This window comes from Terrihabitans rhizophilus, from assembly GCF_033898525.1.
Taxonomy (GTDB): Bacteria; Pseudomonadota; Alphaproteobacteria; order Rhizobiales; family Methylopilaceae; genus Flaviflagellibacter; species Flaviflagellibacter rhizophilus.
The window spans coordinates 388,207-414,481 of the sequence record NZ_JAXAFJ010000001.1 but is presented as its reverse complement, the minus strand read 5'-3'; the positions used below and the strand labels follow the sequence as shown (position 1 = coordinate 414,481).

The 26,275-nt window shown below is 65.7% G+C and carries 23 protein-coding genes; 10 read left to right on the top strand and 13 right to left on the bottom strand.

Annotated features, from left to right (window positions below; genetic code table 11):
* Positions 1-107: 107 nt before the first annotated feature.
* Positions 108-3,296: a hybrid sensor histidine kinase/response regulator gene (locus SCD90_RS01850; RefSeq protein ID WP_319842913.1), complete on the top strand. Its 3,189-nt coding sequence runs from the start codon at positions 108-110 to the stop codon at positions 3,294-3,296.
* Positions 3,297-3,356: 60 nt separating this feature from the next.
* Here SCD90_RS01850 and SCD90_RS16570 read toward each other — a convergent pair whose 3' ends face one another.
* Positions 3,357-3,755 (bottom strand): transposase, encoded by a 399-nt coding sequence (locus SCD90_RS16570; RefSeq protein ID WP_425265619.1) that lies wholly within the window; start codon positions 3,753-3,755, stop codon positions 3,357-3,359.
* 248 nt (positions 3,756-4,003) lie between these two features.
* Between SCD90_RS16570 and SCD90_RS01845 the strand changes: the two genes are divergently transcribed.
* Genes SCD90_RS01845 through SCD90_RS01820 form a run of 6 tightly spaced genes read left to right on the top strand, consistent with a single transcriptional unit; the run spans position 4,004 to position 10,369 of the window.
* On the top strand, positions 4,004-5,257 hold the full coding sequence (locus SCD90_RS01845; protein WP_319842912.1) for a substrate-binding domain-containing protein: 1,254 nt from the start codon (positions 4,004-4,006) through the stop codon (positions 5,255-5,257).
* A 56-nt stretch (positions 5,258-5,313) separates the two neighbouring features.
* Positions 5,314-6,930, top strand: coding sequence for an urea ABC transporter permease subunit UrtB (urtB, locus tag SCD90_RS01840; RefSeq protein ID WP_319842911.1), 1,617 nt, complete (start codon positions 5,314-5,316; stop codon positions 6,928-6,930).
* Positions 6,927-8,006, top strand: coding sequence for an urea ABC transporter permease subunit UrtC (urtC, locus tag SCD90_RS01835; RefSeq protein WP_319842910.1), 1,080 nt, complete (start codon positions 6,927-6,929; stop codon positions 8,004-8,006). The genes urtB and urtC overlap by 4 nt, the downstream gene beginning before the upstream one ends.
* Complete coding sequence (locus SCD90_RS01830) at positions 8,003-8,713, top strand: ABC transporter ATP-binding protein (protein WP_319842909.1); 711 nt, start codon at positions 8,003-8,005, stop codon at positions 8,711-8,713. Before urtC ends, SCD90_RS01830 begins: the two co-directional genes overlap by 4 nt.
* A 1-nt stretch (position 8,714) precedes the next feature.
* On the top strand, positions 8,715-9,407 hold the full coding sequence (gene urtE, locus SCD90_RS01825; RefSeq protein WP_319842908.1) for an urea ABC transporter ATP-binding subunit UrtE: 693 nt from the start codon (positions 8,715-8,717) through the stop codon (positions 9,405-9,407).
* A gap of 14 nt (positions 9,408-9,421) precedes the next feature.
* Positions 9,422-10,369 carry an acetamidase/formamidase family protein gene (locus SCD90_RS01820; RefSeq protein WP_319842907.1) on the top strand — a complete coding sequence of 316 codons (948 nt, stop codon included), beginning with the start codon at positions 9,422-9,424 and terminating at the stop codon, positions 10,367-10,369.
* Positions 10,370-10,470: 101 nt separating this feature from the next.
* Here SCD90_RS01820 and SCD90_RS01815 read toward each other — a convergent pair whose 3' ends face one another.
* From SCD90_RS01815 to SCD90_RS01780, 8 genes are read right to left on the bottom strand one after another with little or no spacing between them, the layout of a single operon-like run.
* On the bottom strand, positions 10,471-11,235 hold the full coding sequence (locus tag SCD90_RS01815; protein ID WP_319842906.1) for a sulfite exporter TauE/SafE family protein: 765 nt from the start codon (positions 11,233-11,235) through the stop codon (positions 10,471-10,473).
* 8 nt (positions 11,236-11,243) lie between these two features.
* A complete protein-coding gene (locus tag SCD90_RS01810) occupies positions 11,244-12,548 on the bottom strand; it encodes an amidase (RefSeq protein ID WP_319842905.1) in 1,305 nt (434 codons plus the stop codon).
* Entirely contained in the window at positions 12,548-13,870 is a 1,323-nt protein-coding gene (locus SCD90_RS01805) for an amidase (RefSeq protein ID WP_319842904.1), read from the bottom strand. The genes SCD90_RS01810 and SCD90_RS01805 overlap by 1 nt, the downstream gene beginning before the upstream one ends.
* A 35-nt stretch (positions 13,871-13,905) precedes the next feature.
* Positions 13,906-14,895, bottom strand: coding sequence for an ABC transporter ATP-binding protein (locus tag SCD90_RS01800; protein WP_319842903.1), 990 nt, complete (start codon positions 14,893-14,895; stop codon positions 13,906-13,908).
* Entirely contained in the window at positions 14,892-15,971 is a 1,080-nt protein-coding gene (locus SCD90_RS01795; RefSeq protein ID WP_319842902.1) for an ABC transporter ATP-binding protein, read from the bottom strand. Before SCD90_RS01795 ends, SCD90_RS01800 begins: the two co-directional genes overlap by 4 nt.
* Entirely contained in the window at positions 15,968-16,873 is a 906-nt protein-coding gene (locus SCD90_RS01790) for an ABC transporter permease (protein WP_319842901.1), read from the bottom strand. Before SCD90_RS01790 ends, SCD90_RS01795 begins: the two co-directional genes overlap by 4 nt.
* A gap of 2 nt (positions 16,874-16,875) precedes the next feature.
* Complete coding sequence (locus tag SCD90_RS01785; protein ID WP_319842900.1) at positions 16,876-17,829, bottom strand: ABC transporter permease; 954 nt, start codon at positions 17,827-17,829, stop codon at positions 16,876-16,878.
* A 17-nt stretch (positions 17,830-17,846) separates the two neighbouring features.
* Positions 17,847-19,448 (bottom strand): ABC transporter substrate-binding protein, encoded by a 1,602-nt coding sequence (locus tag SCD90_RS01780; RefSeq protein ID WP_319842899.1) that lies wholly within the window; start codon positions 19,446-19,448, stop codon positions 17,847-17,849.
* Between the two features lie 260 nt (positions 19,449-19,708).
* On the opposite strand from SCD90_RS01780, the gene SCD90_RS01775 reads away from it, so the two are divergent.
* Positions 19,709-20,452, top strand: coding sequence for a GntR family transcriptional regulator (locus tag SCD90_RS01775; RefSeq protein ID WP_319842898.1), 744 nt, complete (start codon positions 19,709-19,711; stop codon positions 20,450-20,452).
* Positions 20,453-20,456: 4 nt separating this feature from the next.
* Positions 20,457-21,188 carry a GntR family transcriptional regulator gene (locus SCD90_RS01770; protein WP_319842897.1) on the top strand — a complete coding sequence of 244 codons (732 nt, stop codon included), beginning with the start codon at positions 20,457-20,459 and terminating at the stop codon, positions 21,186-21,188.
* Here the strand turns inward: SCD90_RS01770 and SCD90_RS01765 are convergent.
* Together SCD90_RS01765 and SCD90_RS01760 are read right to left on the bottom strand one after the other, a co-directional pair.
* The gene (locus SCD90_RS01765; RefSeq protein WP_319842896.1) at positions 21,170-22,345 is read right to left on the bottom strand and encodes an AbrB family transcriptional regulator; all 1,176 of its coding nucleotides are present in this window, start codon (positions 22,343-22,345) and stop codon (positions 21,170-21,172) included. The genes SCD90_RS01770 and SCD90_RS01765 overlap by 19 nt on opposite strands.
* Positions 22,342-23,679: an amidase gene (locus SCD90_RS01760; protein ID WP_319842895.1), complete on the bottom strand. Its 1,338-nt coding sequence runs from the start codon at positions 23,677-23,679 to the stop codon at positions 22,342-22,344. Before SCD90_RS01760 ends, SCD90_RS01765 begins: the two co-directional genes overlap by 4 nt.
* Positions 23,680-23,848: 169 nt before the next feature.
* On the opposite strand from SCD90_RS01760, the gene SCD90_RS01755 reads away from it, so the two are divergent.
* Positions 23,849-24,664 (top strand): fumarylacetoacetate hydrolase family protein, encoded by an 816-nt coding sequence (locus tag SCD90_RS01755; protein WP_319842894.1) that lies wholly within the window; start codon positions 23,849-23,851, stop codon positions 24,662-24,664.
* 41 nt (positions 24,665-24,705) lie between these two features.
* On the opposite strand, the gene SCD90_RS01750 is transcribed toward SCD90_RS01755, so the two are convergent.
* Both SCD90_RS01750 and SCD90_RS01745 read right to left on the bottom strand, forming a co-directional pair.
* Entirely contained in the window at positions 24,706-25,923 is a 1,218-nt protein-coding gene (locus SCD90_RS01750) for a nickel/cobalt efflux transporter (protein ID WP_319842893.1), read from the bottom strand.
* An 11-nt stretch (positions 25,924-25,934) separates the two neighbouring features.
* Positions 25,935-26,213, bottom strand: a complete 279-nt coding sequence (locus SCD90_RS01745) for a metal-sensing transcriptional repressor (RefSeq protein WP_319842892.1) — start codon at positions 26,211-26,213, stop codon at positions 25,935-25,937.
* Positions 26,214-26,275 lie beyond the last annotated feature (62 nt).

Here is a 26,275-nt window from a genome sequence, read left to right as displayed (position 1 = left end):
AACGACGGCGTCCCGCCGCAATTACCATCGGGACGCGTGATGGAAGAGGCAGGGGCTAGAACAGTGCTGGCAGCGGAAGGAACCACGTCACCGAGGGTGGCCCAATCATGAACGACCAACCTGTCAGCGTCGCCTTGGCGTTCATGCAAGGCGGTGGCGAAATGGGGCAGCGCCTTCGCAATCATTCCTGGATCAACACCCGGTTAGGTTCCCCGGACGCATGGCCCTCCGAACTGAAGACGCTGGTGGGGGTCATGCTGGCGTCCAACCAGGCCATGTTCCTGGCCTGGGGCGAAGAGCGCACGCTCCTCTACAACAACGCCTATGCCGAGGTGCTTGCATCCAAGCACCCTTGCGCGCTGGGCCGCGATTTCCTGGAAGTCTGGCAGGAGATTCGCGCGGATCTCATCCCCATCGTCGAGCAGGCATATGCCGGCGAGCCGGTGCACATGGACGACATCACCCTGTTCATGCATCGCCGCGGCTATACTGAAGAGACGCACTTCAGCTTCTCCTATACGCCCGTGCGCGATGAGAGCGGCCGCATAGCCGGCTTCTTCTGCCCATGCAATGAAATCACGGGTCAGGTGCTGGCCGAGCGGCGTGTGCGTGAGAGTCAAGCGCGTTTGAAGGGCGTGCTCGATGGCATGGCGGAGGGCTTTGCCCTGCTGGACCGTGAGTTCCGCATCCTCGACCTCAACATCGAAGCGCAGTGCATGGAAAAGCGCCCGCTCGACACGCTTCTTGGTCGTTCCCACTGGGAGGTATATCCGGGCAGTGAGGCCACCGAACTCGGCAGGCTCTACAAGAAGGCCATGCTGGAGCGCGTGCCGGTCGCTCTGGAGCATCGCTACACATGGTCCGATGGGCACGAAGCCTGGATGGACATGAGGGCGTATCCGGTCGAGGACGGGCTTGCCATCTTCTTCCGCGACGTCACCGAACAGAAGCTGGCCGGTTCAGCGGCTCGCGAGAGCGCTGAGCGGTACCGGCTGGCGGTGCGCGCCACCAATGATGCGATATGGGATTGGCATCTCGGGACCGATCATGTGCTGTGGAATGAAGCCCTGGAAGCAGCCCACGGGCACAAGCCGCATGATGTGAGGCCTACCGGCGAGTGGTGGATCGCTCACATCCACCCCGACGACCGGCCGCAAGTGGACAGGAGGATCCACGAGGCGATCGATGGCCGGGACGACAGCTGGACTGAGGAGTACCGCTTCTGCCGCGCGGACGGCACCTACGCCCACGTGCTCGACCGAGGCCACATCATCCGCGATGAGCGGGGCCAGGCCGTTCGGATGATCGGCGCGATGCTGGATTTGACCGAACAGCGCCGCAGCCAGGCTGCGCTGCGGGCAAGCGAAGCGCGTTATCGCGTGCTCTTCGACTCGATCGAGTCCGGCTTCTGTGTCGTTGAAGTGAAGGTCGCGACTGCCGACACCCGGGCGGACTACCGAGTTCTGGAGGCCAATCCCGCCTTTTACCGGCAAACCGGCTTTCCTCCCGACGTTCTGGGTCGCTGGCTCCGCGAGGTTGCGCCGAGCCTTGAGGAGCACTGGTACGAGCTCTATAGCCGCGTTGCGATGACCGGAACGCCGGTGCGGCTTGAGCAAGGCTCCGCCGCACTTGGCCGCTGGTTCGATGTCTATGCTTTCCGGCTGGAAGATGCTCCGTCATCGCGTGTCGCCATCCTGTTCAACGACATCTCAGCAAGGCGAAACGCGGAAGAGCGGCTACGCGAGCTGAACGACAAACTCGAGATCGAGGTCGCCGAGCGGACAGCAGAGCGCGACCGCATGTGGGCGATCTCACCCGACCTCATGGTGGTCGTCGATTTCGGAGGATACCTCCGGCGGGTCAATCCGGCCTGGACGAATGTGCTGGGGTACACGCAGGACGAACTCGTCGGCCACCATGTCAACGAGTTCGTCATTCCCCACGACCACCAGAATACGGTCGCGGCCTATGAGCTCGCGGCGGAGGGCGGCCGGCCGAAGATCGAGAACCGTTACCGGCACAAGGACGGCTCGATCCGATGGATCTCGTGGGTAGCCGCGCCTGCGGGGGACGTGACCTACGCCACAGGCCGCGACGTCACCGCCGAGAAGCAAGCCGCGGCCGAACTGGACCGGGCCCAGGAGGCGTTGCGTCAGGCCCATAAGATGGAGGCTGTAGGACAGCTGACCGGCGGACTTGCGCACGATTTCAACAATCTGCTCGCCGGCGTATCCGGGTCTCTCGACCTGATGGGAACACGGATCGCTCAAGGCCGCCTGCCAGATGTGGAGCGCTACCTCGTCGCGGCCCAGGGAGCCACCAAGCGTGCAGCCGCGCTCACGCACCGTCTCCTGGCATTCTCGCGCCGGCAGACGCTCGACCCCAAGCCAACGAATATCCACGCGTTGATCAACGGCATGGAGGACTTGATCCGGCGTACCGTAGGTCCGGCGATCTCCGTCGAAAGCGTGGCGGGCGGCGGCGTCTGGAGCGTCCTCGTCGATCCCAACCAGCTGGAAAATGCGTTGCTGAATCTCTGCATCAACGCGCGAGATGCCATGCCCGACGGTGGCAAGATCACCATAGAGACGTCCAACCGCTGGCTTGACGAACGCGCTTCGCGCATCCGGGATCTGCCAGCGGGACAGTACGTGTCGCTCTGCGTGAGCGACAACGGTACAGGCATGCGGCCGGACGTGGTCGAGAAGGCTTTCGATCCGTTCTTCACGACCAAGCCGATCGGCATGGGCACGGGACTTGGGCTGTCGATGATCTACGGCTTTGCCCGGCAGTCGGGCGGTCAGGTGCGCATCTATTCGGAGTTCGGCCAGGGCACGATGGTCTGCATCTACCTGCCGCGCCATGTCGGTGACGGGGACGTGGTCGAGGAAGTTCCCGCACGAGCGGTTGTGGAACACGCAGGAGCGGGAGAGACGGTGCTGGTGATCGACGACGAGCCCCTCGTGCGGATGCTTGTCGTCGATACTCTGGAAGAGCTTGGCTACAAGGCTGTCGAGGCGGAGGACGGGCCTTCGGGCATGAAAGCCCTGCAATCAGCGGGGCATATCGACCTGCTCATCACGGATGTGGGCCTGCCCAATGGAATGAACGGGCGACAGGTCGCCGAGGCCGCGAGGCAGATGCGCCCTGGCCTGAAGGTGCTGTTCATCACCGGCTATGCCGAGAATGCCGTGCTGAACCATGGCCATCTCGAACACGGGATGCAGGTGGTCACGAAGCCGTTCGACATGACTGATTTGTCCCGGCGCATCCAGGCGATCATTTCGGGCAGCTAGCGGACCGGGTCGGCCGCGCTGGGACGAAAGCCGCACCACAGGGAAGCGCCGTTCAGGCTTCTAGCGTGCGGTCCGGAGATGTGAGAAGCGTCCGGCGGAGGTTCCTCGCCTCCCTGCGAGTGCCGCACCCGCCGGATCGTTCGCATCGCGGCATGAATTCGGCGAACCGAACTCGCTCCGCTGGCGCCACTCTTCTGCTCTCACAGTCTTCACGGTGGGTGCGGGTGTGTGTTCTGCCCTCAGCTTCTTGATCTGCCGAAGAAGCCGGCGGTTTTCACTTTCCAGGTTCTGCAGCCGGTTCAAAGCGGCGGGGGCAAGGCCGCCGAGCCGCTTGCGCCACCTGTAGAAGGTGCGGAGCGAGACATTTGCAGACCGGCAGATGTCGTTGATCGGAATACCCGCCTGAGCCTCCCGTAGAAGCTGGGCGATCTCTTCATCCGTGTGTCGCGAGTGCTTCATCTACCCCAACGTCCCCCGTCCCTACTTCGGCAAGGGCAATCTCATTCACACCTTGGCAGCCTAGATCCGATTCCGGGCGCTGACGAGGGCTCGGCCGTTGTTTCCGCAGGGGCCAATGTCAAAAGTGACGTGATCCGCGTCGATGTCTCACAATTTGTGCAAGTGCCTACAGCCCTGCGAATTCTATCGCCTTGCTGCTGCCCGGGCCCTCTCCCTACCCTGCATCACCTGCACAAGAGAGGTCCGCCGTGACCAGTTATTCCCGCCGCCATTTCCTGAAGTCCACCGCCGGCGCCGTTGCCGCGACCGGTGTTTCCTCGCTGTCCATGCCCGCCTTCATCCGCTCCGCGAGCGCGGCCGATGTGGTGAAGCTGGGCTGCCTGTTCTCCTCGTCCGGGACCATGGCCAATGTCGAGGGCCGACTGAACTACGTGATCCAGATGGCGGCCGACGAGCTGAACGCAGCCGGCGGCGTCAACGGAAAAACGGTTCAGGTCGTGACCTCCGATCCGGCCTCCGACTGGCCGCTCTACGCCCAGATCGGGCGTCAGATGCTGCAGCAGGAAAAGGTTTCCGCGCTGTTCGGCTGCTGGACCTCGGTGTCGCGCAAGTCGGTTCTTCCCGTGGTCGAGCAAGCCGACGGGCTTCTGTTCTATCCCCTCCACTTCGAAGGCGACGAGAACTCCAAGAACGTCGTCTACGTGAACTCGCCGCCGGCAAGCTCCGTCCTGCCCGCCGTCGATTACTTGATGAGCGATGATGGCGTTACCGCGAAACGCTTCTTCATGCTGGGGTCGGACTATGTGTGGCCGCGCACCATCAACAAGCAACTCAAGGCTTACTTCAAGAGCAAGGGCATCCCGGACTCTGCCCTGAAGGAAGAGTATGTCCCCCTCGGCTTCTCCAACTTCCAGACCCTGGTCAATCAGATCCGCGCCTTCGCCGATGAGCCGGGTGGCCAGCCGGTCGTGATCCTGACCACGGTGGGGTCGTCCATCCCAGACTTCTTCCGCGAATTCATCAACCAGGGCATCAAGTCCACCGACGTTCCGGTTCTGGGCCTCGACGTGGTGGAAGCCGATCTCGAAGGCCTCGACACCGCACCGCTGGTCGGACACCTCAACTGCTGGGCCTACCTGCAGCAGGCTGCCGGTCCCGCCAACGAGCGGTTCCTCAAGGACTGGTCGGCCTACGTCGACGCCAAGAAGGCCCCGTTCAAGGGCGATGTCGTCATCGACCCGATGGTGTCGGCTTACGACAGCGTTCACCTGTGGGCGCTCGCGGCCAAGAAGGCGGGTTCTTTCGAGGTGCCGCAGGTCCGCGCGGCCTTCGATGGCATCAGCTTCGATTGTCCGTCCGGCTACAAGATCAAGATGACCGCCGAGAACAACTACGTGTATCGCGGCGTCTTCATCGGCTCGGTCAACGAGAAGCAGGGCTTCGACATCCTGTGGCAGTCGGAAGACACGCCGAAGCCTGTTCCGTTCAGCCCCTTCAGCTGATGCGTCTCCCTGCCGCCGGTGGTCGGCGGCAGGGCTCGTCTCGTGCCGGAATAGTCATGCGTCCGCTGTTCACCCTCGTCTGCTGCCTTGCGGCTTTGCTCAGCGCTCAGGCTGCATCCGCGCAGGCGATCGAGCGCTCGGCCGTCGTTGCCGGCTTGTGCGGCACTGCGGCGGCAGGCGGCGAGGCCGCGTCCCACCTGCTTGCGCTGGCAGGGACGACAAACGCGGAAGATGTGAGCTGGAGTCTCTCGCTGACCCAGGCCGTGCTGAACCGCCAGTTGAAATGTCCGGCGGCAGGGCCGGGGGTCGTGGATGACGGCCGCGCACCCCGGGATGCCGCGACCCTGGCGCCTGCGCCACTTCCCCCGAGTGCCCGCACTCCCGTGCTCAATCTGCGCAATCGTGGCGCCCTCGATCTCGCACAGGCGGCGCTGACGCTGCGCGCGGGAGCCGATGCGGGCGTCCGCCGTGGGGCGCTCGGCGTTCTCACCCGCCGTGCGGCCGACGTGCCCCTGCCGGTGTTCGAACAAGCCGCCGCTGCCGAAACGGACCCTTCGCTCAAGGCGGAGATCGAGAACACGGCGGCCATCGCGGCGTTGAACTCGCCCGACATGGCCAAGGGGCTGGACGCGCTCGAGCGCCTGTCCGCCACCCGCACCAGGCGGGTCCAGACACAGATCGCGGCGCTGCGGGACGATCCTGCCTATGCGGGTGATCGCACCTTCAAGGCCGCGGTGGACAGCGCGTTGACGCGCGTCGAAGGCGGCATCCGCATCGGCAACATGCTTGCCGCGCTCTACAACGGCCTCAGCTTTGCCAGCATCCTGTTCATGGCCGCCATCGGCCTTTCCATCATCTTCGGCCTGATGGGCGTCATCAACCTCGCCCAGGGCGAGCTGATCATGATCGGCGCCTACGTCACCTGGCTTACGCAGGAGGTGTTGCGCGCGGCGCTCCCTGGACTCGTCGACTACTACCTCCTGGTTGCGATCGTGCCGGCGTTTCTCGTGACGGCGCTGATCGGCGTCGCGCTCGAGGTGACGATCCTGCGCCATCTCTACCGCCGTCCCCTGATGAGCCTGCTGGCGACCTGGGCGATCAGCCTGTTTCTCATCAACGCGGTGAGGCTCGGCTTCGGCACGCAGAACTTGCAGTTCGCGACGCCCTTCTATGTCGCGGGCGGGGTGCCGGTGATCGGCGACTTCATCGTCACGTGGAACCGGCTGTTCGCCATCGCCTTCGCTGCGGTCACGCTTGGGCTGACCTGGTTCGTCGTGCAGCGCACGGGGCTCGGCCTCGACATTCGCGCCGTCACGCAGAACCGCGACATGGCCGGCTGCATCGGCATCCCCACGCGGCGGGTCGACATGCTGGCCTTCGGGCTCGGCTCCGGGCTCGCGGGTCTCGCCGGGCTCTCCCTGTCGCCGATCTACAACGTCAACCCGCAGATGGGCGCGAACTTCATCATCGACGCCTTCATGGTGGTGGTGCTGGGCGGCGTCGGCACCATAGGCGGCACGCTCATAGCAGCTCTTGGCGTGGGCCAGATCAACGTTCTCATCGAGCCGTTCTGGGGCGCGGTAGCCGCCAAGGTCATCGTCCTGTTCCTCATCATCGGCTTCCTGCAGTTCCGGCCCGAAGGGCTGTTCTCGGCCAAGGGGCGCCGCCGATGAGGGCCTTGCTCGCCGACAAGAGCTTCGCCGCCACACTTGGCGCCTGCGTGCTGGCCATCCTGCTGCTGGCGATGTTCGGGGGGGCGGGTCCGCTGACCCCGTATGTGGTCAACGCCATCGGCCAACTGGCCGCCTTCGCCATCCTGGCGGTATCGCTCGACCTTATCTGGGGCTATCTCGGCATCCTCAGCCTGGGCCATGGCCTGTTCTTCGCCATCGGCGGCTATGTCGCCGCCATGCACCTGCTGAAGCACTCCTACGAGGTCACCAGCGTCGTCCCGGACTTCATGCAGTTCATGGGCTGGCGGGAATTTCCCCTGTACTGGGCGGGACTGGAACACGCTCCCTATGCGCTTGTGCTGGGCCTCGGGCTCGCGGCCCTCGTCGCCTTCGTGTTCGGCTATGTCTCGTTCCGCTCCAAGGTCGGCGGCGTGTACTTCGCCATCATCAGCCAGGCCCTGGTCTACGTCGCCATGCTGCTGATGTTCCGCAACGACACCGGCTTCGGCGGCAACAATGGCATGACGGGCTTCTCGGTGGTGTTCGGCTGGCCGATGGGTGCGCCGGGCACCCTGCTTGGCCTCGCTCTGGCCTCGCTTGTCGCGCTGGTGATCGTCCTGCTCGGCTGCCGGCTCCTCGTCACGAGCCGCGTGGGCCGCCTGATGGTCGCCACCCGCGACGATGAGGTGCGGCTCCGCTCGCTCGGCTTCGGCACGCTGTGGCTCAAGCTCGCGGTCTGGTGCGGGTCGGCGGTCATCGCCGCTATCGCAGGCATGCTCTACGTGCCGCAGGTCGGCATCATCAATCCACGTGTACTCGCCCCTGAACTCTCCATCGAGATCGCCGTCTGGGTGGCCGTCGGCGGACGCGGTTATCTCAGCGGCGCGGTGATCGGCGCCTTCGTGGTCAATGCGCTGAAGTTCTGGCTCTCGACGGCGGCGCCGGAAGCTTGGCCCTTCATCCTCTCCGGTCTCGTCGTCCTGGTGGTGCTCGTCTTCCCCAACGGCTTGCTCGACATTGCCGGGCTGAAGCTCCGCCCGCGCTGGTTCCGCAGCACAGCGGGCCAGGTGCCATGAGCGGCCCCGCGCTCGTGATCGACGGGCTGACGGTCGAGTTCGGCCGCTTCCGCGCCGTCGACAACCTCTCGCTCGTCGTCGATTACGGCCAGGTGCATGCGCTGATCGGACCAAACGGCGCCGGCAAGTCGACGGTCCTGAACGTGATCGCGGGCGTCAGCCCGGCGAAATCGGGCCGCATCAGCCTCGGGGACATCGAACTCACCGGGCTGACCGAGGCGCAGATCGCCCGTCACGGCGTTCGGCGCAAATTCCAGAAGCCCAGCGTGTTCGAGGCTTTGACGGTGCGTGAGAATATCGAGATCGGGCTTGGCGTCGCCCCCGGCCGCGCGCCGGCCGGGCGGATCGAGGAGGTTCTCGACATGGTCGATCTCACCTCTCTCGCGGCTGCCTCCGCGGGTGCGCTTGCGCACGGGCAGAAGCAATGGCTCGAGATCGGCATGGTCCTGGCGTCGGACCCGAAGATCCTGATGCTCGATGAGCCGGTCGCCGGTCTCACCGATGAGGAGCGTGCCCGCACGGCCTCTCTCGTCCGCGCTCTGCGCCGCCCCGACCGGGCCATCATCGTGGTCGAGCACGATATGGGCTTCGTCGAACAGATCGCCGACAAGGTCACGGTGCTGCACGAGGGCCGCACCCTGTTCGAAGGCCCGATGAGCCGGGTGCGGGCCGATCCCCGCGTCGTCGAAGTTTACCTGGGTCGCTGACATGAAGCTCGTCGTCTGCGATCTCGATCAGCACTACGGCAGCGCGCAGGTGCTGCGCCGGGTCAACGTCACCGTCGAGGCCGGCTCCTGCGTGGCCGTGCTCGGCCGCAACGGAGCCGGCAAGACCACGCTGCTGCGGTCCATCGTCGGCCTCTTGCCTCCGAGCGCCGGAGCCGTCGTCTTCGCCGACCAGGACATCACGACGTGGTCTACGCACCGGCGCTCGCAGAATGGCCTCGCCTACGTGCCGCAGGGTCGGGAAATCTTCGCGGAACTCAGCGTTCGCGACAACATCCGCGTCGCGGCACGGGCTCACGGCACCCTGCACGACGGCGCCATCGAAGAGGCGCTCGAACTGTTCCCGGCCCTGACTGAATTGTGGGGCAAGGCCGGCGGTCAGCTTTCCGGCGGTCAGCAGCAGCAACTGGCCATCGCCCGCGCTTTGGTCACTCGCCCGCGCCTTCTCATCCTCGACGAGCCGACGGAGGGCATCCAGCCCTCCATCGTCAAGACGATCGAAGCCGCTATCGCCTCGTTGAAGGGCCGCATGTCGATCCTTCTCGTTGAACAATACCTCGATTTCGCAATCCGCCTTGCCGATGGTTTCGTCGTGCTTTCGCGCGGCAGCGTCATCGAGGCGGGTGGTCGTGATGCAATGACCCGCGACGCCCTCTCACGCCACATCGCCATCTAAGGCCGGAGCACCCCATGCCGCGTACACACGAGATACCCGCAACCCCGGAAAACATGGTCTGGGGCTATTTCGATGCCACGCATAAGCCGGTCCTGGAAGTGGAGTCCGGTGACACGGTCCTGCTGCACTCGTTCCCGGCGGGCGGTCCCGAGGCGCTGCCGCCCGAGGGCTATGTGGTTCCGGAAGCCTACGCCAAGGCTCTCGCCTCCATGGCACAGGGCGCGGGCCCTCATTTCGTGACAGGACCCGTTTTCGTGAAGGGCGCCATGCCCGGCGACGTCCTGCAGGTCGATATCCTCGACGCCAAGATCAACCAGGATTGGGGTTTCGTCGCCATCCTGCCGCTGCTCGGCACCCTTCCGGACGAGTTCACCGACTACGAGACCATTCATCCGCGCGTCGATCACGAGCGCAATGTCTGCACCATGCCGTGGGGCACGGAAATCCCGCTGGACCCGTTCTTCGGCATCATTGCGACGGCGCCGCCGGCCGCATGGGGCCGCGTCGGTTCGCCCGTGCCCCGCAGCTTCGGCGGCAATATGGACAACAAGGAACTGAAGGCCGGCACGACGCTGTACCTGCCGGTCTACAATGAGGGCGCACTGTTCTATGCCGGCGACGGTCATGGCGTGCAGGGCGACGGCGAAGTCTGCATCACCGCCCTGGAAACAGGTCTCAGCGGCAGCTTTCGCCTCACGGTGCGCAAGGACCTCTCCTATGTCTGGCCGTTCGCCGAGAGCAAGACGCACCTCATCTCCATCGGTCTCGACGAGGATCTCGACGATGCCATGAAGCAGGCCGTGCGGGAGATGGTGCAGCACATCTGCGACCGCACCTCGCTGAACCGCAACCAGGCCTACATGCTCTGCTCGCTGGCCGGCAATCTGCGGATCACGCAGACCGTGGATGGCAACAAGGGGGTGCACATGATGCTGGACAAGAGCCTGCTGCCGCTCGACTAGGTGCACTGCCTAGAAAGGCCTGATCATCCGGGTTCTCGTGAACAAACCAAGTAATGATCCGTGGTGCGGAGAAGGGCGAGCTTGCGCTTGGTCTTCTCCCATCACGGGAATAGGCCCGACCAGATGAAGGACAGGCCGCTGAACACGACGAGGCCCTCGATGACCGCGGTGTGCAGGTGCACGTTCATGCGCTCGATCAGCCAACGCGCCCCGTAGGCGCCGGGGATCATGCAGAGGCCGACGAGCAGGCCGCCGATCATGAGGTCACGGTTCAGGAGGTCGAGCTTCCCGAACATGGCGATCTTCACGAGGTTCACCGCCATGCCGATGATGGCGTCGGTGCCGACGAGCGCACCGGTGCTGAGCCCGAGCCCGAGCAGCAGGGGCATCAGCACGATGCCGCCCCCGGGAAGGGCTCCCGACACCACGCCGAAGCCCGCCGAGACGCCTACGACTGCCGCGGGCGTCGGCACCACGGCCTTCTTTGCCAGATGCCGCCGCAGCGGAATCGAGACCAGCAGAAAGGCGCCGATGCACAGCGCCAGCGGCTCGCGTGGCAGCACATCGTAGAGCAGGGTGCCCGCAATCACGCCCGGCACGGCCGGGATCATGATCTTGAGGATCACGTCCCGACGCACCTGGTCTCGGTACACCCAGAACCGCGACAGGTTGCCCAGAACCATGGCGACCGACATCACCGGTACCACGCCCTTGATCCCGACCACGGGAACGAGGAACGGCGTGACGATGAGCCCCGCGCCGAAGCCGCTGACGCCGCCGAGCACCGCCCCGAAAAACGCCACCGCACCAAGGGCGAGGAACTGCCAAAGGCTGAGATCGGCTGTCCCTGCCGCTACCATGTCCATGTGCGGCGTCAGCCCTTCAACGCGTGTTCGAGGCTGGAGGCGATGGCGAACAGCTTCTCGTCCTCGAAGCGGCGGCCGACGAGTTGCACCGCCAGCGGCAGGCCTGCGGGCCCCTTGCCCGAGGGCAGGGAGATGCAGGGCGTGTAGAGCAGCGTCCACAGCGAGTTGAACGTGGCGCTTCCGGTGTCGGCAAGGCCGACCGTCGCCTCGCCCGCCGTGGACAGTGTGAGGATGGTGTCGAAGCCTTCGAACCGCTCATCCATCCAGGCGCGCATCCGCTCCGCCTTGCGCTGAGAGGCGATGTAGTCTTCGATCGGGCAGCGCGCGCCGTCCACGATGCGGCCTTCCCAAAGCGCCTTGCTGATCTTGTCGGCGTGGTGCGTCTTCTCGTGCGCGAAGTTCCGCGAGGCTTCGAAGTTCGCGATGCGGCGATGGTCGTTCAGCCACTCGCCGAACAGCTCCGTCGGCAGATCGAGTTCCACCACCTCGGCGCCCTCGGCGCGGAACAGCTCCGCCGTTTCCTCGATGTCGGCGCGGGCCTCGGCGGTGGCCTTGTTCCATTCCGGCGGGCGGCAAAGAGCCACCGTGATGCCGAAGCCGCTCGGCGCGACCGGCTCATAGGGAATGCCGGTGACGACGGCGCGCAGCAGTTCGACATCCCCGGTCGAGCGCCCGATGAGGCCGAGCGTGTCGAGCGATCCGGACTGCTCCTTCACGCCGACGCGGCTGACTTCGCCGAAGCTGGGCTTGTAGCCGACGACGCCGCAATAAGCGGCCGGGCGGATGATGGAGCCGCTGGTCTGGGTGCCGATGGACAGCGGCACCTGGAAATCCGCGACGGCGGCGGCCGAGCCCTGCGACGAGCCGCCCGGCGTGCGCTCCGGATCGAGCGGGTTCCGGGTTGGGCCCGGGTGACGGTTGGCGAATTCGGTGGTGACCGTCTTGCCGAGGATGATGCCGCCAGACTTCCGGATCAGCGCCGCGCAGGCACTGTCGGCGTCCGGGATGTATCCGGGATAAATCGTCGAATTGAAGCCTGTGGGCATGCCATAGGCGTCGATGATGTCCTTGAGGGCGACGGGCACGCCGTGCAGCGGGCCTGAGACGGGACCGGCATCGGCGGCGCGCGCCTGCTCCAGCGCATGGGCGGTGTCGAGCCAGGCCCAGGCCTGCACATCGGCATCCCGCTCCTCGATGCGCTCGAGGCAGCTTTTCACCAGCCCCTCGGAGGTCAGCTGCCCGGCTGCGATCGCCTTCGCGGCATCGACGGCGGACAGTTCGCAGGGGCGGTTCCGGATCAGGGTGTCGGTCATCACAGCGCCTCCGCACGGTTCATCAAGGTGGCATCGGCCCAGGCGGCGAGCGACAGCAGCCGCGTGTCCTCATGGCGGCGGCCGACGAACTGCACGCCGACGGGCAGGCCGTTGGGGCCCTTGAAGCGCGGCAGGGTCACCGCCGGCATGTAGCAATGGGTCCAGATGAAGTTCATGATCGCGGTGCCCGTGGTGCGCAGGCCATGCGGCGCCTCCCCGGTCGCGGGCGGGGTAAGGATGGCGTCGATCTTTCCGTCCGCCATGGCCGCGTCCAGCCATGTGCGGGCGCGGATGCCGAGCCGCAGCGCCTCGCGGAAATCCTGCAGGCTGGACGCCCAGCCCACCTCGACGCGCTCCTTCATGAAGTCCTGACTGACCTTGTCCGGGTTGCGGCGCAGTTCATCCGAGTAGTTGCGGACGGATTCGAAGCCGCAGACGATCTTGTGGGCGCGGTTCAGCCCGTCGAAAAAGTCTGGCAGCTGCAGCTCGAACACCTCGGCACCGGACGCGGTCAGCGCCTTCTGCGTCTCGTCCATGGCCGCATGGGTTTCCGGCAGCGTCTGGTCCCAATGCGGGGTGCGGCAGAAGGCGATGCGCGGACGCGAAACGGCCTCCGGCTCCGGCGCCTTGTAGGGTGTCTCGCTCAACACCGCACGGAACAGCGCGAGGTCTCCGACCGACCGCGCCATGATGCCGACGGTGTCGAAGCTCGCCGTGTTGGTGCGCACGCCGGCATTGCCGAAATGCTGCAGGCTCGGCTTGTAGCCATAGGCGCCGCAATAGGCGGAGGGGCGGATCACCGAGCCGCCCGTCTGGGTGCCGATGGCGAGCGGCACCTGATGATCGGCCACGGCGGCGGCGGAGCCGGAAGATGACCCGCCCGGCGTGTGCTCCGGATTGTGCGGGTTCATCGTCGGGCCGGGATGGCGATTGGCGAACTCGGTCGTCACCGTCTTGCCCAGCAGCACCGCGCCGGCTGCGCGCGGCAGCGCGGCGGTCGAGCCGTCCCATGGCGGCTGGTGGCCCTTGTAGATCGGCGAGCCATAGGTGGCCGGCTGGTCCCAGGTGTCGATGATGTCCTTGACGCCGAAGGGGATGCCGTGGAGCAGGCCCCGGCTGGGACCCGCGTCCAGTTCCCGTGCGGTGCGGCGGGCGCCGTCGCGGTCAATGTGGACCCACGCCTTCACCGCGTCGTCGCGGGCGTCGATCCGCTCAAGGCAGGCTTCGAGAAGATGCGAGGCGGTCAGCGTACCGTCTTCGATCTGGCAGCGCGCGTCGAGGGCCGTCAGGCTCTCCGCGCCAATGCGGCTTTGCACGTTCACGTCACGTCCTCCACGTCTTCATCATGTTCTTGTCGTCATGCACCGGCCGCGATCCTCAGGCATGAGGTGCGGTGGCCGGGTACCGCCTCGGTGCTGTGCGGTTCGGCTTCGGCGCAGAGGTCGATGCGGTCCGCGCAGCGCGGCGCGAAGCTGCAGCCCGCGCCGAGACGGCTGAGATCCGGCGGAGAGCCCGTGAGCTCACCCAGCACATTGTCGCGATAGCTGCCTTGCACCACGCAGCCGGTGAGCGCCCGCGTATAGGGATGACGCGGCGCCAGCAGCACCTGTTCGGCGGGTCCCCGTTCCACGATGCGGCCGGCATACATGACCGCGACATCGTCCGCGATCTCCGCCGCGACGCCGAGATCATGGGTGACGAAGACCACGGAGGTGCCGAGATCCTTCTGGATCCGCCGAAGGATCAGCAGCACCTGGATCTGCACGGTGGCGTCCAGCGCGGTCGTCGGCTCGTCGGCCAGCAGCAGTGCAGGGTCGCAGCTCATCGCCATCGCGATCATCGCGCGCTGGCGCAGCCCGCCCGACAGTTCGGAGGGGTAGGCGCGCAGCCGGCGCTCGGCGGAGGGGATCTGGACGAGGTCGAACAGCTCCTTGGCGCGCGCCCAGGCCTTCTCCTGCGTCACGCCGCGATGGCGCATCACGGTCTCGGCAATCTGGTCGCCGATGCGGAAGACGGGATCGAGCGCCGTCATCGGTTCCTGGAAGATAAAGCCAACGCGATTGCCGCGCAGGTCGGCCAGTTCGCGAGGGCCCATCGCCATCACGTCGCGACCGTCCACCCGGACATTGCCGGAGACACGCGCGCCTTCGCCGCGCAGCAGGCCGACCGCGGCGCGCAGCGTGACGCTCTTGCCCGAGCCGGACTCGCCGAGGAGGACGAGGACGCGACCGCGTTCGACCGAGAGATCGATGCCGCGCACCACCGGCACCCAGCCCGAAGGGGCCGGAAAGGACACGTCGAGGTCGGTGATCTCGAGGACCGGCGCGCTATTGGCTGCGTCGCTCATTGCAGCACTCCCGCATTGGCAGACAGGCTATGCCCGGAGCCGGGGATCGCGGCCCAGCAGGCCGCGCGGTGGCCGTCTCCCGAACCGGGGATGATGTCCAGCGGCGGCTTGGCGGCGGCACACAGCGGCTCGGCGATGGGGCACCGGGTGCGGAAACGGCAGCCGCTCGGCGGATTGACCGGATCGGGCGGATCCCCGACCAGCGGTGCCACCTGCACGCGGTGGCGCGGATCGAGCGACGGCTTCGAGGCGAACAAGGCGCGCGTATAGGGGTGGCGCGGCGTGGCGAACAGGTCGCCGGCATCGGCCTGCTCCACGATCTGGCCGAGATACATCACGATGACACGGTCGGAGATGTAGCGCACGACATTGAGGTCGTGGGAGATGAAGACGTAGCTGAGGCCGAGCTCCTCGCGCATGCGCACGAGAAGGTTCAGCACCTGGGCTTCCACCGATTTGTCGAGCGCCGACACCGGCTCGTCCAGCACCAGCAGGCGCGGCCGCATGGCGATGGCACGCGCGATGTTGACGCGCTGCCGCTGTCCTCCCGAAAGCGCGACGGGGTAGCGCTCGCCGAAGCGGGACGGCGGCAGGCCCACGCCCGCGAGCAGGTCCAGAGCATAGTCCCGCGCCTCGGCCCGCGAGACCCCGTGGGCGCGCGGCCCGAAGGCGATGGTCTCGGTGATGGTCATGCGCGGGTTGAGCGAGGACGCGCTGTCCTGGAACACCATCTGCACGGCGCGGCGCTGCTCGCGGCTGATGCGGCTGCGTGGAGCGAAGAAGCTTTCACCGTCCAGCACCACCTCGCCCTCGTCGGCGGGCGTGATGCCGGAGATGAGCCGGGCGGCCGTGGACTTGCCGCACCCGGACTCGCCCACAATGCCGACGGTCTCGCCCTTCTTCACCTCAAGGTCGAAATCGTCCACGGCGCGAACCACGGTGGCCGCGCGGCCGAACAGCCCGCCCGACAGGCGGAACCACTTGCGCAAACCTTTCGCGATGAGGAGCGGCTGGGCGGGACCGCCGCGATCCTCGATCTGGCGGAGCGGGGCAGGACGGGAAAGCTGCAGGCTCATCGCCGCACCTCCATGCTCTTGCGGACGCCGTCGCTCACGAGGTTGAAGCTCATCGACGTGATGAAGATCATCGCGCCGGGCAGGGCCGCGACCCATGGGTTGACGTAGATCGACTGGCGCAGCGCCGAGAGCATAAGCCCCCAGTCCGCCAGCGGCGGCGAGACGCCGAGACCCAGGAAGCTGAGGCCGGACGCCGCGATGATGGAGACGGAGACCTGGCTCGACGAGAAGACGAGGATGGGCCCCGCGACATTGCTCAGCACGTGCTCGCGCAGGATGCGCACCGTGGAGGCGCCGGAGAGGCGTGCGGCGACGACATATTCATAGCCGCGCACCTGCGTGGTGACGCTTTCGGCCATGCGCGCGATGGGCGGGATGAACACCAGCGACAGCGCAAGGATGCCGTTGACGAGACCCGGCCCAAGCGCGCCGGCGATGGCCACGGCCAGCAGGATGGACGGGAAGGCATAGAACACGTCCATGGCGCGCATGATGGCCATGTTCACGCGCCCGCCGGCATAGCCGGCGAGGATGCCGAGGAAGCCGCCGATGAACAGCCCGATCGCCACCGGTACGATGGCCATGGTGAGCGAGATGCGCCCGCCATAGATCAGCCGGGTCAGCACGTCACGGCCAAGTTCGTCGCCGCCCAGCAGCCGGTCCGAGGTCCCGATCGCGGCCAGCCGGCGGCTGACCCTGGTCTGGAACGGGTCATGCGGGGCGACCAGATCGGCTCCCACGGCTGCCAGTATGATCGCAAGAAGGATGACCGCCGCGATCACGGGGATGGGCTGACGCAGGAAACGGCCGAAGACGACGCGAAGATAGCTCTGGTGGCGCTGCGGCGCGGGCGGAACCTCGGATGCGAGCGCGTCGGCTGCGGGCGAAAGGGCTCCGTGCATGGTCAGGCCCTCCGAATGCGTGGATCGGTCCAGCTCTGGAGCAGGTCGACCGCGAGGTTGAGGATGACGAAGAACATCGCCAGCACGAGCATCGTGCCCTGAAGCAGCGGCAGGTCGCGCTGGAAGATGGCGCTGGCGAGCAGGAAGCCGGTGCCCGGCCAGGCGAACACGGTCTCGACCAGCACCGAGCCGCCGAGCATGTTGCCGAGCTGGAGGCCCATGACGGCCAGCGTGGTGGGCAGCGCGTTGCGCACGACGTGCCACAGCACGCGGCGCGGCAGCAGGCCCTTGGCCCGAAGCGTGGTGACGAAGTCCTGGTCCAGCACATCGACCACGGCGGCGCGCATGGTGCGGGCGATCACGGCCATCGGGATCGCGGCGGTGGCGATGGTGGGCAGGATCAGGTGCTGGAGATGGGCCCAGTCGGGGCGCCAGCCATCGGAGGTGTCGGGGCCTATACCGAGCGGCGGCAGCCAGGACAGGTTCACGGAGAAGATGATGACGAGCAGGATCGCCAGCCAGTAATGCGGCAGGCTGACCCCGGAGATGGTGAAGAGGCTGACGAGATGGTCCGCCAGACGGTCGCGCCACAGCCCCGCCACCATGCCGAGCACGAAGCCCATGATGCAGGCCACGAGTCCGGCGCTGATCGCGAGGATGACGGTGTTGCCGACGGCGCCGGCAACCTCGTCGAACACGGGACGTCCGCTGCCGATCGACGTGCCCAGATCGCCGATTGCCGCATGGCCAAGCCAGATCGCGTACTGGACGACGAAGGGCTTATCGAGGCCGTAATCCTTGCGGGCCTGCTCCACCATTTCGGCCGTCGCCTCGTTCGGCAGGATGGCGCTGACGGGATCCCCCGGTGCGATGTGCACCAGGGAGAACACGATGAGCGTCACGCCGATGGCGATCGGGATCGAGTAGAGCAGGCGGCGGGCGATGTAGAACAGCATCGTCGGCAGCTTTCCGGCTACTGCATGTAGATGGGCGAGAAGTCCACGAACCAGCTCTTGGCATGGACATGGCCCTTCACCTTGGGCGACAGGGCGCGCGAGCCGACATCGTGGACGACCCAGATGAAGTTGGCTTGGTCCACATGGCGGGTGTGGATCCTGGCCAGCAGTTCATCCTGCTTCTTGGCGTCGAACTCGTTGCGGACCTGATCGACCAGCGCCTCTATCTCGGGATCGCTGATATTGCCCCAATTGGTGCCAGCGGGCGGGATCTCGCCGGGACCGAGGAAGCGCAGCAGGGCGGCGTAGGGGTCCATGCTGTTCCAGCTGTTGTTCAGCATGGTGATGCCCTTGTTCTCCGGACCCTGGGCGCCGGCACGGCGGCGTGCGCGCAGGGCTTCCCATTCGAAGACCTCGAGCTGCAGGTTCACGCCGACATCGCGGAAGTTCTCCTGGATGAACTCGTTCATGAGGAGCGGATACATCTGGCCGGAGCCGGCGGTGGAGATGGCGGCCTTCACCGTCAGCGGCTTGTCGGGTCCGTAGCCCGCCTCCTTCAGCAGGCGGCGCGCCTCGTCGGGATCGTACTTCACCTTGAAGCTGGGCGTGCCGAACCACGGGCTGTCGGGCGTGACGTTGCCGACCGACGGGACGGCGAGGCCGTTCAGCACCTCGACCATGCCATCGCGGTCCACGGCCAGGTTCAGCGCCTTGCGCACACGGATGTCCGCGAAGGGGGAATCCGGAAGCTGGCTCACCGTGTAGGGCCACATATGGGGGATGGCGTTGCCGGAGACGACGAAGCCGCCGCCCTTCAGCTTCTCCACCGTGTCGGGGGAGGGGCTTTCCGCCCAGTCCGCACGACCCGAGAGGAGGGCCGCAGTGCGCGCCGAAACCTCGGGGATCGGCAACAGGATCAGGCTGTCCAGCTTCGGCACGCGAGCCGCGTCCCAATAGCCCTTGTTCGCGGCCAGCTCCATGCGCTGGCGCGGCACGAGCGCTTCCATCTTCCACGGACCCGTGCCGGACGGCTTTTCGCGGAAGGCGGCCCAGTTGCGGCCGAGCTTCTCATATTGCGCGGGCGAAACGACGAGCAGGCGCGTCAGCTGGTAGGGGAACAGCGAGTCGGGTGTCTTGGTGCCCAACTCGACCGTGTAGTCATCGATCTTGCGCCAGTTGCCGAGGCTCGGCAGATAGGCCTGGAGCTGGCGGTTGAAGCTCGCGTCATAGGTCGGCGACTGCTTGTTGAAGGTGCGCTCCAGCGTGAAGATCACGGCGTCGGCGTTGAAGTCCGAGCCGTCGTGGAATTTGACGCCCTGCCGCAGCTTGAAGACCCACTTGGTCTTGTCGGTGTCGTCGACCTTCCACTCCGTGGCAAGCGCCGGACGAAGCTCGGCTGCCTTGTCGGCGCTCGACAGGTCGAAGGACACCAGCGGATCGTAGATGGTGTAGCCGCTGAACCGAACGCCTTCGGTGCCCTGGTCGGGCGCGCCGTCCGTCAGGGGAATATCGGCAAGGGTCATCGCGACCCGAAGCGTGCCCTGCGCGAGGGCCGGAGCGGCGAAGAGGGCTGTTGCCAGCGCTCCCGCGAACAAAGTGGTCAATCGGCGCGCGCTCATCCTGAACCTCCCCACAGCCCCAAAACTATAGAGTTTATTCTCTAGCTGTGGTGCGGAGCGGTCAACGCGTGCCGCCGGCTTTCGGGGCGCGAAAACTGAGCAGATGCCGCGCAAATTTCAGCCAAGTGACGACTTCGCGCGCAATGCCGGACGCTCGGCGCCCGCGCGTGCATGCGTGCTCAGCGGCGTGGCGTAGCGTTCATGGTTCCGGTAGGTGTTTGCACAGCGATGACTTAACCTCGTCCTCGCGGAGGAATCGCATGGACCAGGCTGTGGCGACCGAGGGGCGCAGGGAAGGCGCGAAGCCGCTCTACCGGCAGATGAAGGAAGACCTCGTCCGTCGTGTCATGAGCGGTGAGTGGCGGCCGGGCGAACTGGTGCCCAGCGAGGTCGCCCTTGCCCAGGAATACCGGGTCAGCGTCGGCACCGCGCGCAAGGCCATCGAGGAGATGGTGCTCGAGCGGCTCGTGGTGCGCCAGCGCGGTCGCGGCACCACCATCGCCCGCAACGACGAGCGTTATGAGCCGTTCCGCTTCTATCGGCTGCATGTGGGCGAGAACACAAAGGCGGCCTACAGCACCTCCTACATGTCCTGCACGCCGGCGCGCGCCAACGCGATCGAGGCCAAGGGTCTCAACGTGAAGCGTGGAACGGCCATCGTCCGCATCTTGCGCCTGCGCAGCCACGAGGGGCAGCCTGCGGTGCTGGAACACATCGCCATTCTGGAAGAGCGCTGCCCGAACGTGGCCGCGATCATCAACAACATCCAGCCGGAAAGCATTTACGGGCTCATCGAGCGTGCATTCCACATCATCATCCGCCGCGTGGAAGAGCGGGTGCAGGCCAGCGCCGCCGAGGAGGAGGATGCCGAAATCCTGAAGCTCACCGTCGGTAGCCCGATCCTCGAGGTGATGCGAAAGGCTTTCGATCTCGGCGGTGCGGTGATCGAGTTCCGGCGCATGCGTGCCGTCTCGGACATCCACTATTTCAACGAGATCGGCTGACGGCGTGACGCAGATCTCAAGCAAGGAAGGACGCGCTCACGCGGCAAACGCGCTGGAGGTCCTGACGACGACCTCTCTCACCGAGGCCGTGATGGCGGAGCTTGAAGCGCAGATCGTGCGCGGGGATCTCGCTCCGGGTCAGCGCGTGGCGGAAGCGGCGCTTGCCGGGCGTTTGGGTGTAAGCCGCGCGCCCGTTCGCGAGGCCTGCCGTGCGCTTGTGCAGGCCGGGCTGCTGATCGCGATCCGCAATCGCGGCGTCTTCGTCCACACCATCGATCTTGAAGAGGCGCTGGAGCTCTATGAGGTCCGCGCCGTCATCGAGGCCGAGATGGCGGCAAAGGTCGCGGCCTCCGCCGGTCCGGAGGAGGTTTTGGAACTGGAGCGTCTGGTGGCGGAAATGGAAGCCCGCGCCGCCGTGCCCGACCCGGATGGCTATTACGCCAGTAATCTTGCCTTCCACGCGTTCCTGGCCGATCATTGCGGCAACGAGCATATGCGCCAGATCTATCGCAGCGCGTCCATGAAGCTGCACATCTACCGGCGCAGCCGGCTGCGGACCGAAACCGATCTCGCGCGCTCGAACGACCAGCACCGCCGCCTCCTGGCCGCCATCCGCGCGAAAGATCCCGATGCTGCACGCCACGAGATGCGCGCCCATATCGAGCGCAACAAGCACTGGTACAGCGACACCGGGCAGATGCCCGGAGCCGAGACGGATCAGGCGACGCGGCTGTAGAGCCTGAACAGCGGAGCGGTGAGCACGGCAACCAGCACGATCCGCACGAGGTGCCAGGCCGTGACGAGCGGAGCGATCAGATTGAGCGCTTCGGCCGTGAGCGACATCTCCGCCACACCGCCGGGGGAGGTGGCAAGCACCGCCGTCGCATAGGGCACGTGGCCGGACATCATCCAGGCTAGCCCAACGTTGGCGAGCAGCAGCAGGAGCGTGCACAGCACGGTGGCCGGCAGGAAGCGCAGGCCCATGGCGCGCAGCGTGATCCACTGGAACTTCGCTCCGAGTGCAACGCCGATCGCGACCTGCGCGAAAGCGCGGGCGTAGTCCGGAGCCGAAACGGGCGCGGGCATGGAGAGGCCCATGGCGATGCCCGCTGCAAGCCCGCCGATGAGGAAGGCGTTGAAGACGCGCAACCGCACCAGCAGGATGGACAGCAAGGCTGCGACGATCAACCCGCCAGCTAGCCAAGGTGCACCCAGCGCCGGCGGGTGCGCAGCATGGCCGCCGGTGCTGCCCACCAGCATGGTCAAAGCCGGCGGCACCGTGACCACCAAGATGACGATGCGCAGGCTCTGTGAAACGGAGACCGCCGTGATGTTCGCGCCGAACTGATGCGCGAGCCCGGCCATCTCGGCGAGCCCGCCGGGGATCATGGCGAAGAAGGCGCTCTTGCGATCGCAGCCCGTGATGCGCGCCATCAAGACGGAAATCGCAACGGAAGCGAGGATCGAGCCCAGACCTCCCAGCACCATCAGCCAGCCGAGTTGCAGCACGCGATATCCAACTTCGGGCGTGAACAGCACTCCGACCGCGAAGCCCGCCACAACCTGCCCGGCCTGCCGGATCCAGGTTGGAATGCGGAATGTGACGCCGAGCAGCGCAATTGCAGCGGTCGTAAAGAGTGCGCCGAGCAGCCAGGGCAGGGGAATGCCGGTCGTCGTAGCGAGATAGCCGCCAAGAGCTGCAATCAGCACGCCTGTCCCGGCGGTAACCGGAACCGGTAATGCATTGAAGCGCTCCTGAGGCGCACCGCTGCGAGGGCTACTGTGCCCAGCGCCGCCAGCGAGCGCGTCGTCCACTTCCTCGTCCTCTATCGGCGCGGCCGCCAGATGGGCTGGCGGAGCCGTGCCGATCTCCAGTTCGCGCCCGTTTTTCATGACGCGCGGTTCTCCAGCACCCACCGGGCCAATGCACAGAGGCTGGCATCCTCGTGGGCAATTCCTGCGACCTGAAGACCCCAGGGCATGCCATCGGCCTTCATGATCGGCAGCGAAATGGCCGGAAAGCCGAGCCACGACCAGTAGACGAGGTGCGCGCGGCTTCCCGTGTTGATCAGGCCCTTCGGCGCCGGGCCAGCCGCGGCCGGAAGCACAAAAGCGTCGGCATCGAGACGTGCCAGCGTCTCGGTGACGAGGGTCCGGGCCGCCTTCTGCTTGGCGAGGGAGCGTTCGTAGTCTTCCGGCCGGAGTTCCTCCGCGCGGGCCAAGAGGTTGCGGATACGCTCCCCGATCTGATCGCCGTGACGTTCCACATAGCCGCGGAAAGGAAAGCGCATCTCCCAAGCGACCATGTCCATCGACACCGCGACGTCGCGGTCGAGAACATCTTCCAGCGCCTGCACGGCCGGGTCCGATGTTCGGTCCAGGATCTCGATGCCTTGAGCCGCGAGGATCTCGAATTCACGGTCCAGGATGGCGCGATGCGCCTCTTCGATCTCGTTCCACGCGGAGAGGTGCAGTCGCACCAGACGTTTCGGACGCCGGCCGTCCGGGGCACGGGCCGCGGCCCCCTGGAGGCCGGCGAAGCCGGGGCTTCCGTAGTCGGAGATCAAAGAGGCGATTCCCCAGAGATCGTCAAAATCGTTGGCGAAGACGCCGAGATGGTCGTGACTGGCCGAAAGTGGGTGCACGCCACCGAGCGGAAGTGCTCCCAGTGTCGGCTTGAAGCCGATGCAGCCATTGAACGATGCTGGCCGCAGGACCGATCCTTGCGTCTGCGTTCCAAGTGCCACAGGGAGCAGGCCTGCCCCGACAACTGCTGCCGAGCCGCTCGACGAGCCTCCGGGGGTGCGCTCCGGGTCATGTGCATTGACCGTCGGGCCCGAGAACCCGATTGCGAATTCAGTGGTGACCGTCTTGCCGAAGGGGATCGCCCCCGCCCGCCGCAGCGCGTCCACGCAGGCTGCATCGCGCCCGGTCCGCCTGCCTGCGAAGGCTGGGTTGCCGTTCCCGGTCGGCATGTCCTTCGTCTCGATGATGTCCTTGATGCCGACAGGACAGCCATCGAACACGCTCAGTGGGCGGCCGGCCCGATAGCGCTGCGTGGACAGGTCGGCGGCCGCGCGGCTCAGGTCCGGATCGAGAAAAGCGAAGGCCTTTAACTGCGGCTCCCGCGCCGTGATGGACGCGATGACCCCCTCCAGCGCTTCGCGCGGGGTCAGTTCTCCGCTCCGAAAGCGTTCGTGCATCCCGCTGAAAGAAGCCACCATCATACCCTTCACCGCGCCAGCTGATGCAGCGCAAATTGACAGAATTGTCGACAATCGACAACACCTAGTTCGGTGAAGAGGTGCGCCTGCCGGTCATGGGCGCTCGACGGCTCCCGCCCGACTGCCACTCCCCAGCTTGCCCTTTCGCTGCCAATCACGTTGGAAGATGCTGATGCGCTTTCATGCGCTCGCGCGCCCTGGCCTCCACTTAGAAAGTCATAAAATGTCGAATGCGAATGGCGTGGCTGACGAACTGGCAGATCGGCTGATCGCCGCCCGCCGTGCAAGGGTGCGCCTCTCGAGGATGGAAGCGGATGCACTTGGCAGGTCTCTGGATGAGGCCGGATCCTATGCTGTGCAAGCGCGGGTTTGCGAGGCATTTGGGCCAGCGCGAGCATTCAAGACAGGCCGGAAAAGCGCCAGCGCGCCGGTCATCTGCGCACCGATCCTTGACGGGGCATTGCGGCCGTCGGGCTCCGTGTTCCGCTCCAGTGAGTTCGCGAGCTGCGGCATCGAACTTGAAATAGGCTTCAGGATCGAACTGCCGTTGCCGCCTTTCGACGCCCCGGACTTCGAAGCCGCAGTGCGGGCGTCGGTCACTGCGGTTCCCGTCATCGAAGTGGTCGATGGCCGGATCGAGGGTTTCGAGACGATGTCCGATCTCCTGAAACTTGCCGACAATCAGATCAACGCGGGTTTGGTCTGGGCCGAACCGATCACGGCGGAGGATCCCGACCTCGCGGAGCCGGAGGTGGATCTTCGGTTGAACGGTGTGTCCGTTGTTTCGGGACGCCAGCGAGTACCGGGCGGCGACGCCTTCTCAGTGTTCCTCGCTTTCGCGAACGTTATAGGCGAACACTGCGGCGGCTTGCAGCCCGGCCAGATCGTTACAACAGGGTCGCTGACCGGACTGATCTATGTCCAGCCGGGGACCCATGTCGAAGGACAGATCCGAGGACTTGGGAAGGTCGAAACGCGTTACGATTGATGGCTGAAGGCGCGCGTTGAATTTCCATCCTCAAGTGGCCCTCAGGTCCGCTGCGTCTGGGAAACAGACGCTCCTGCCTGAAGGTCTGAAACGCCCTCGTAGCCATGCCAGGCCACATAGAGGCCAACGACCACGAGAAGCGCACCGGAAAAGTACGGCGCACGTCTTGCCGCCGCGTTGAACCAGCTGATCCGTTTCGTTGCATGGCGAACGCCTATGGCTGCAGCGGCGCCCACCGCAACCAGCGTGATCGCCAGCCCGATGGAGAAGCAAAGTACCAGCACCGCGCCGAGCGGAATCTCTTTCAGCTGAAGGCAGAGCAGCAGCACCGTGATTGCCGCGGGGCAGGGAATGAGACCGCCGGTGAGGCCGAAGAGCACGATCTGCCAGTTCGTGACCGTGCGCTCGCCGGAGAAGCGCTTGCGGATATCACGAGCATGAGCCAGCTCATGCGCATTCTGGTAACCTGCGGCACCGAGCGCGAGACCTTGAAGATCCTCGTGCGCATGGTCCGAACCTTCGGTGCTCTGCAGGAAGGACACGTCGAAGTCGTGGGAGTGATCCTTATGACCCAGGACCAGCCGGACCATGAAGTCATGCGGCTCAGGGACAGCCTCGACGCTCTCGATGTAGCCGGCCTTCTCCGCAAAGGTGAAGGTCTGCTCGCGGCCGTCGGGACGCTCGGTCTTGAGGGAGACCTCGCCGGCGGTCCAGGGCTTGCCGCGCTCGGGTGAGAAGCGCCAGTGCGCCCCCGTTGAGTCCTCGTTCAGAACCAGCTTGTGAAGGCCATGCCCGGTGTCGATCTTCCGGATATTCTCGTCGGCGGCATGCGGGTGAGCATGATCGTGATCATGATCGTGGCTGTGACCATGGTCGTGATCGTGGTGCTGACCCTCGACCTCCTTCGCGGCCTGCTGGTCCTGATAGGTCCGCTGGATCATCCACAGCGCCATGGCCACGATGACCGCGCCGGAGACCAGCTGCAGGTAGGGTTCGACCGTGTCCGCGTCGAGGCCCTGATAGAGGTACATGCCGGTCAGTGCGATCGCCCACACGACGATGGTGTGCGAGATCGTCGCGGCGATTCCGAGCATGACGGCCTGTGCCACCGTGCCCCTGATGGCGATGATGAACGCCGCCATCATTGTCTTGGAATGGCCGGGCTCAAGCCCATGCAGTGCGCCTAGCAGGATTGCACTGGGAATGAACAGCCAGGCGTTGCCCGCACCTTGCTGGATCAGCTCCGAAAACCCGTCCATCCCTCAACCCCTCATAAATACTTCGTTATTTCCTTGAACTCGTCGATCGGTCCTCGCTTGTCGCGGGGCAGAGCGCCGACGGTCTCTTCAAGGCAGTGATCCAGATGGTCCTGGATCAGCGTCCGCTTGGCCTGTCCGATGGCCTTCTCGACCGCATGGAGCTGCTGGGCGATGTCCAGGCAGGATCGGCCGCCCTCGATCATCGTCACGACAGTCCGCAAATGGCCTTCCGCTCGCTTCAGCCGTTTCGCGATGTCGGCGTGGTGAGTGTGAATATGATCAGCGGACATCTGTCGCTCCTATCCCCCCGGTGGGGTTAAGTCAAATGCAATCCCCCTGGAGGGGATTGCTA

What these genes read in the sequence shown, in the direction of transcription:
- SCD90_RS01850 (WP_319842913.1), top strand. Translation starts at nt 108, where the DNA reads ATGAACGACCAACCTGTCAGCGTCGCCTTGGCGTTCATGCAAGGCGGT.
- SCD90_RS16570 (WP_425265619.1), bottom strand. Translation starts at nt 3,755, where the DNA reads ATGAAGCACTCGCGACACACGGATGAAGAGATCGCCCAGCTTCTACGG.
- urtB (WP_319842911.1), top strand. Translation starts at nt 5,314, where the DNA reads ATGCGTCCGCTGTTCACCCTCGTCTGCTGCCTTGCGGCTTTGCTCAGC.
- urtC (WP_319842910.1), top strand. Translation starts at nt 6,927, where the DNA reads ATGAGGGCCTTGCTCGCCGACAAGAGCTTCGCCGCCACACTTGGCGCC.
- SCD90_RS01830 (WP_319842909.1), top strand. Translation starts at nt 8,003, where the DNA reads ATGAGCGGCCCCGCGCTCGTGATCGACGGGCTGACGGTCGAGTTCGGC.
- urtE (WP_319842908.1), top strand. Translation starts at nt 8,715, where the DNA reads ATGAAGCTCGTCGTCTGCGATCTCGATCAGCACTACGGCAGCGCGCAG.
- SCD90_RS01820 (WP_319842907.1), top strand. Translation starts at nt 9,422, where the DNA reads ATGCCGCGTACACACGAGATACCCGCAACCCCGGAAAACATGGTCTGG.
- SCD90_RS01815 (WP_319842906.1), bottom strand. Translation starts at nt 11,235, where the DNA reads ATGGACATGGTAGCGGCAGGGACAGCCGATCTCAGCCTTTGGCAGTTC.
- SCD90_RS01810 (WP_319842905.1), bottom strand. Translation starts at nt 12,548, where the DNA reads ATGACCGACACCCTGATCCGGAACCGCCCCTGCGAACTGTCCGCCGTC.
- SCD90_RS01800 (WP_319842903.1), bottom strand. Translation starts at nt 14,895, where the DNA reads ATGAGCGACGCAGCCAATAGCGCGCCGGTCCTCGAGATCACCGACCTC.
- SCD90_RS01795 (WP_319842902.1), bottom strand. Translation starts at nt 15,971, where the DNA reads ATGAGCCTGCAGCTTTCCCGTCCTGCCCCGCTCCGCCAGATCGAGGAT.
- SCD90_RS01790 (WP_319842901.1), bottom strand. Translation starts at nt 16,873, where the DNA reads ATGCACGGAGCCCTTTCGCCCGCAGCCGACGCGCTCGCATCCGAGGTT.
- SCD90_RS01785 (WP_319842900.1), bottom strand. Translation starts at nt 17,829, where the DNA reads ATGCTGTTCTACATCGCCCGCCGCCTGCTCTACTCGATCCCGATCGCC.
- SCD90_RS01780 (WP_319842899.1), bottom strand. Translation starts at nt 19,448, where the DNA reads ATGAGCGCGCGCCGATTGACCACTTTGTTCGCGGGAGCGCTGGCAACA.
- SCD90_RS01775 (WP_319842898.1), top strand. Translation starts at nt 19,709, where the DNA reads ATGGACCAGGCTGTGGCGACCGAGGGGCGCAGGGAAGGCGCGAAGCCG.
- SCD90_RS01765 (WP_319842896.1), bottom strand. Translation starts at nt 22,345, where the DNA reads ATGAAAAACGGGCGCGAACTGGAGATCGGCACGGCTCCGCCAGCCCAT.
- SCD90_RS01760 (WP_319842895.1), bottom strand. Translation starts at nt 23,679, where the DNA reads ATGATGGTGGCTTCTTTCAGCGGGATGCACGAACGCTTTCGGAGCGGA.
- SCD90_RS01755 (WP_319842894.1), top strand. Translation starts at nt 23,849, where the DNA reads ATGCGCTTTCATGCGCTCGCGCGCCCTGGCCTCCACTTAGAAAGTCAT.
- SCD90_RS01750 (WP_319842893.1), bottom strand. Translation starts at nt 25,923, where the DNA reads ATGGACGGGTTTTCGGAGCTGATCCAGCAAGGTGCGGGCAACGCCTGG.
- SCD90_RS01745 (WP_319842892.1), bottom strand. Translation starts at nt 26,213, where the DNA reads ATGTCCGCTGATCATATTCACACTCACCACGCCGACATCGCGAAACGG.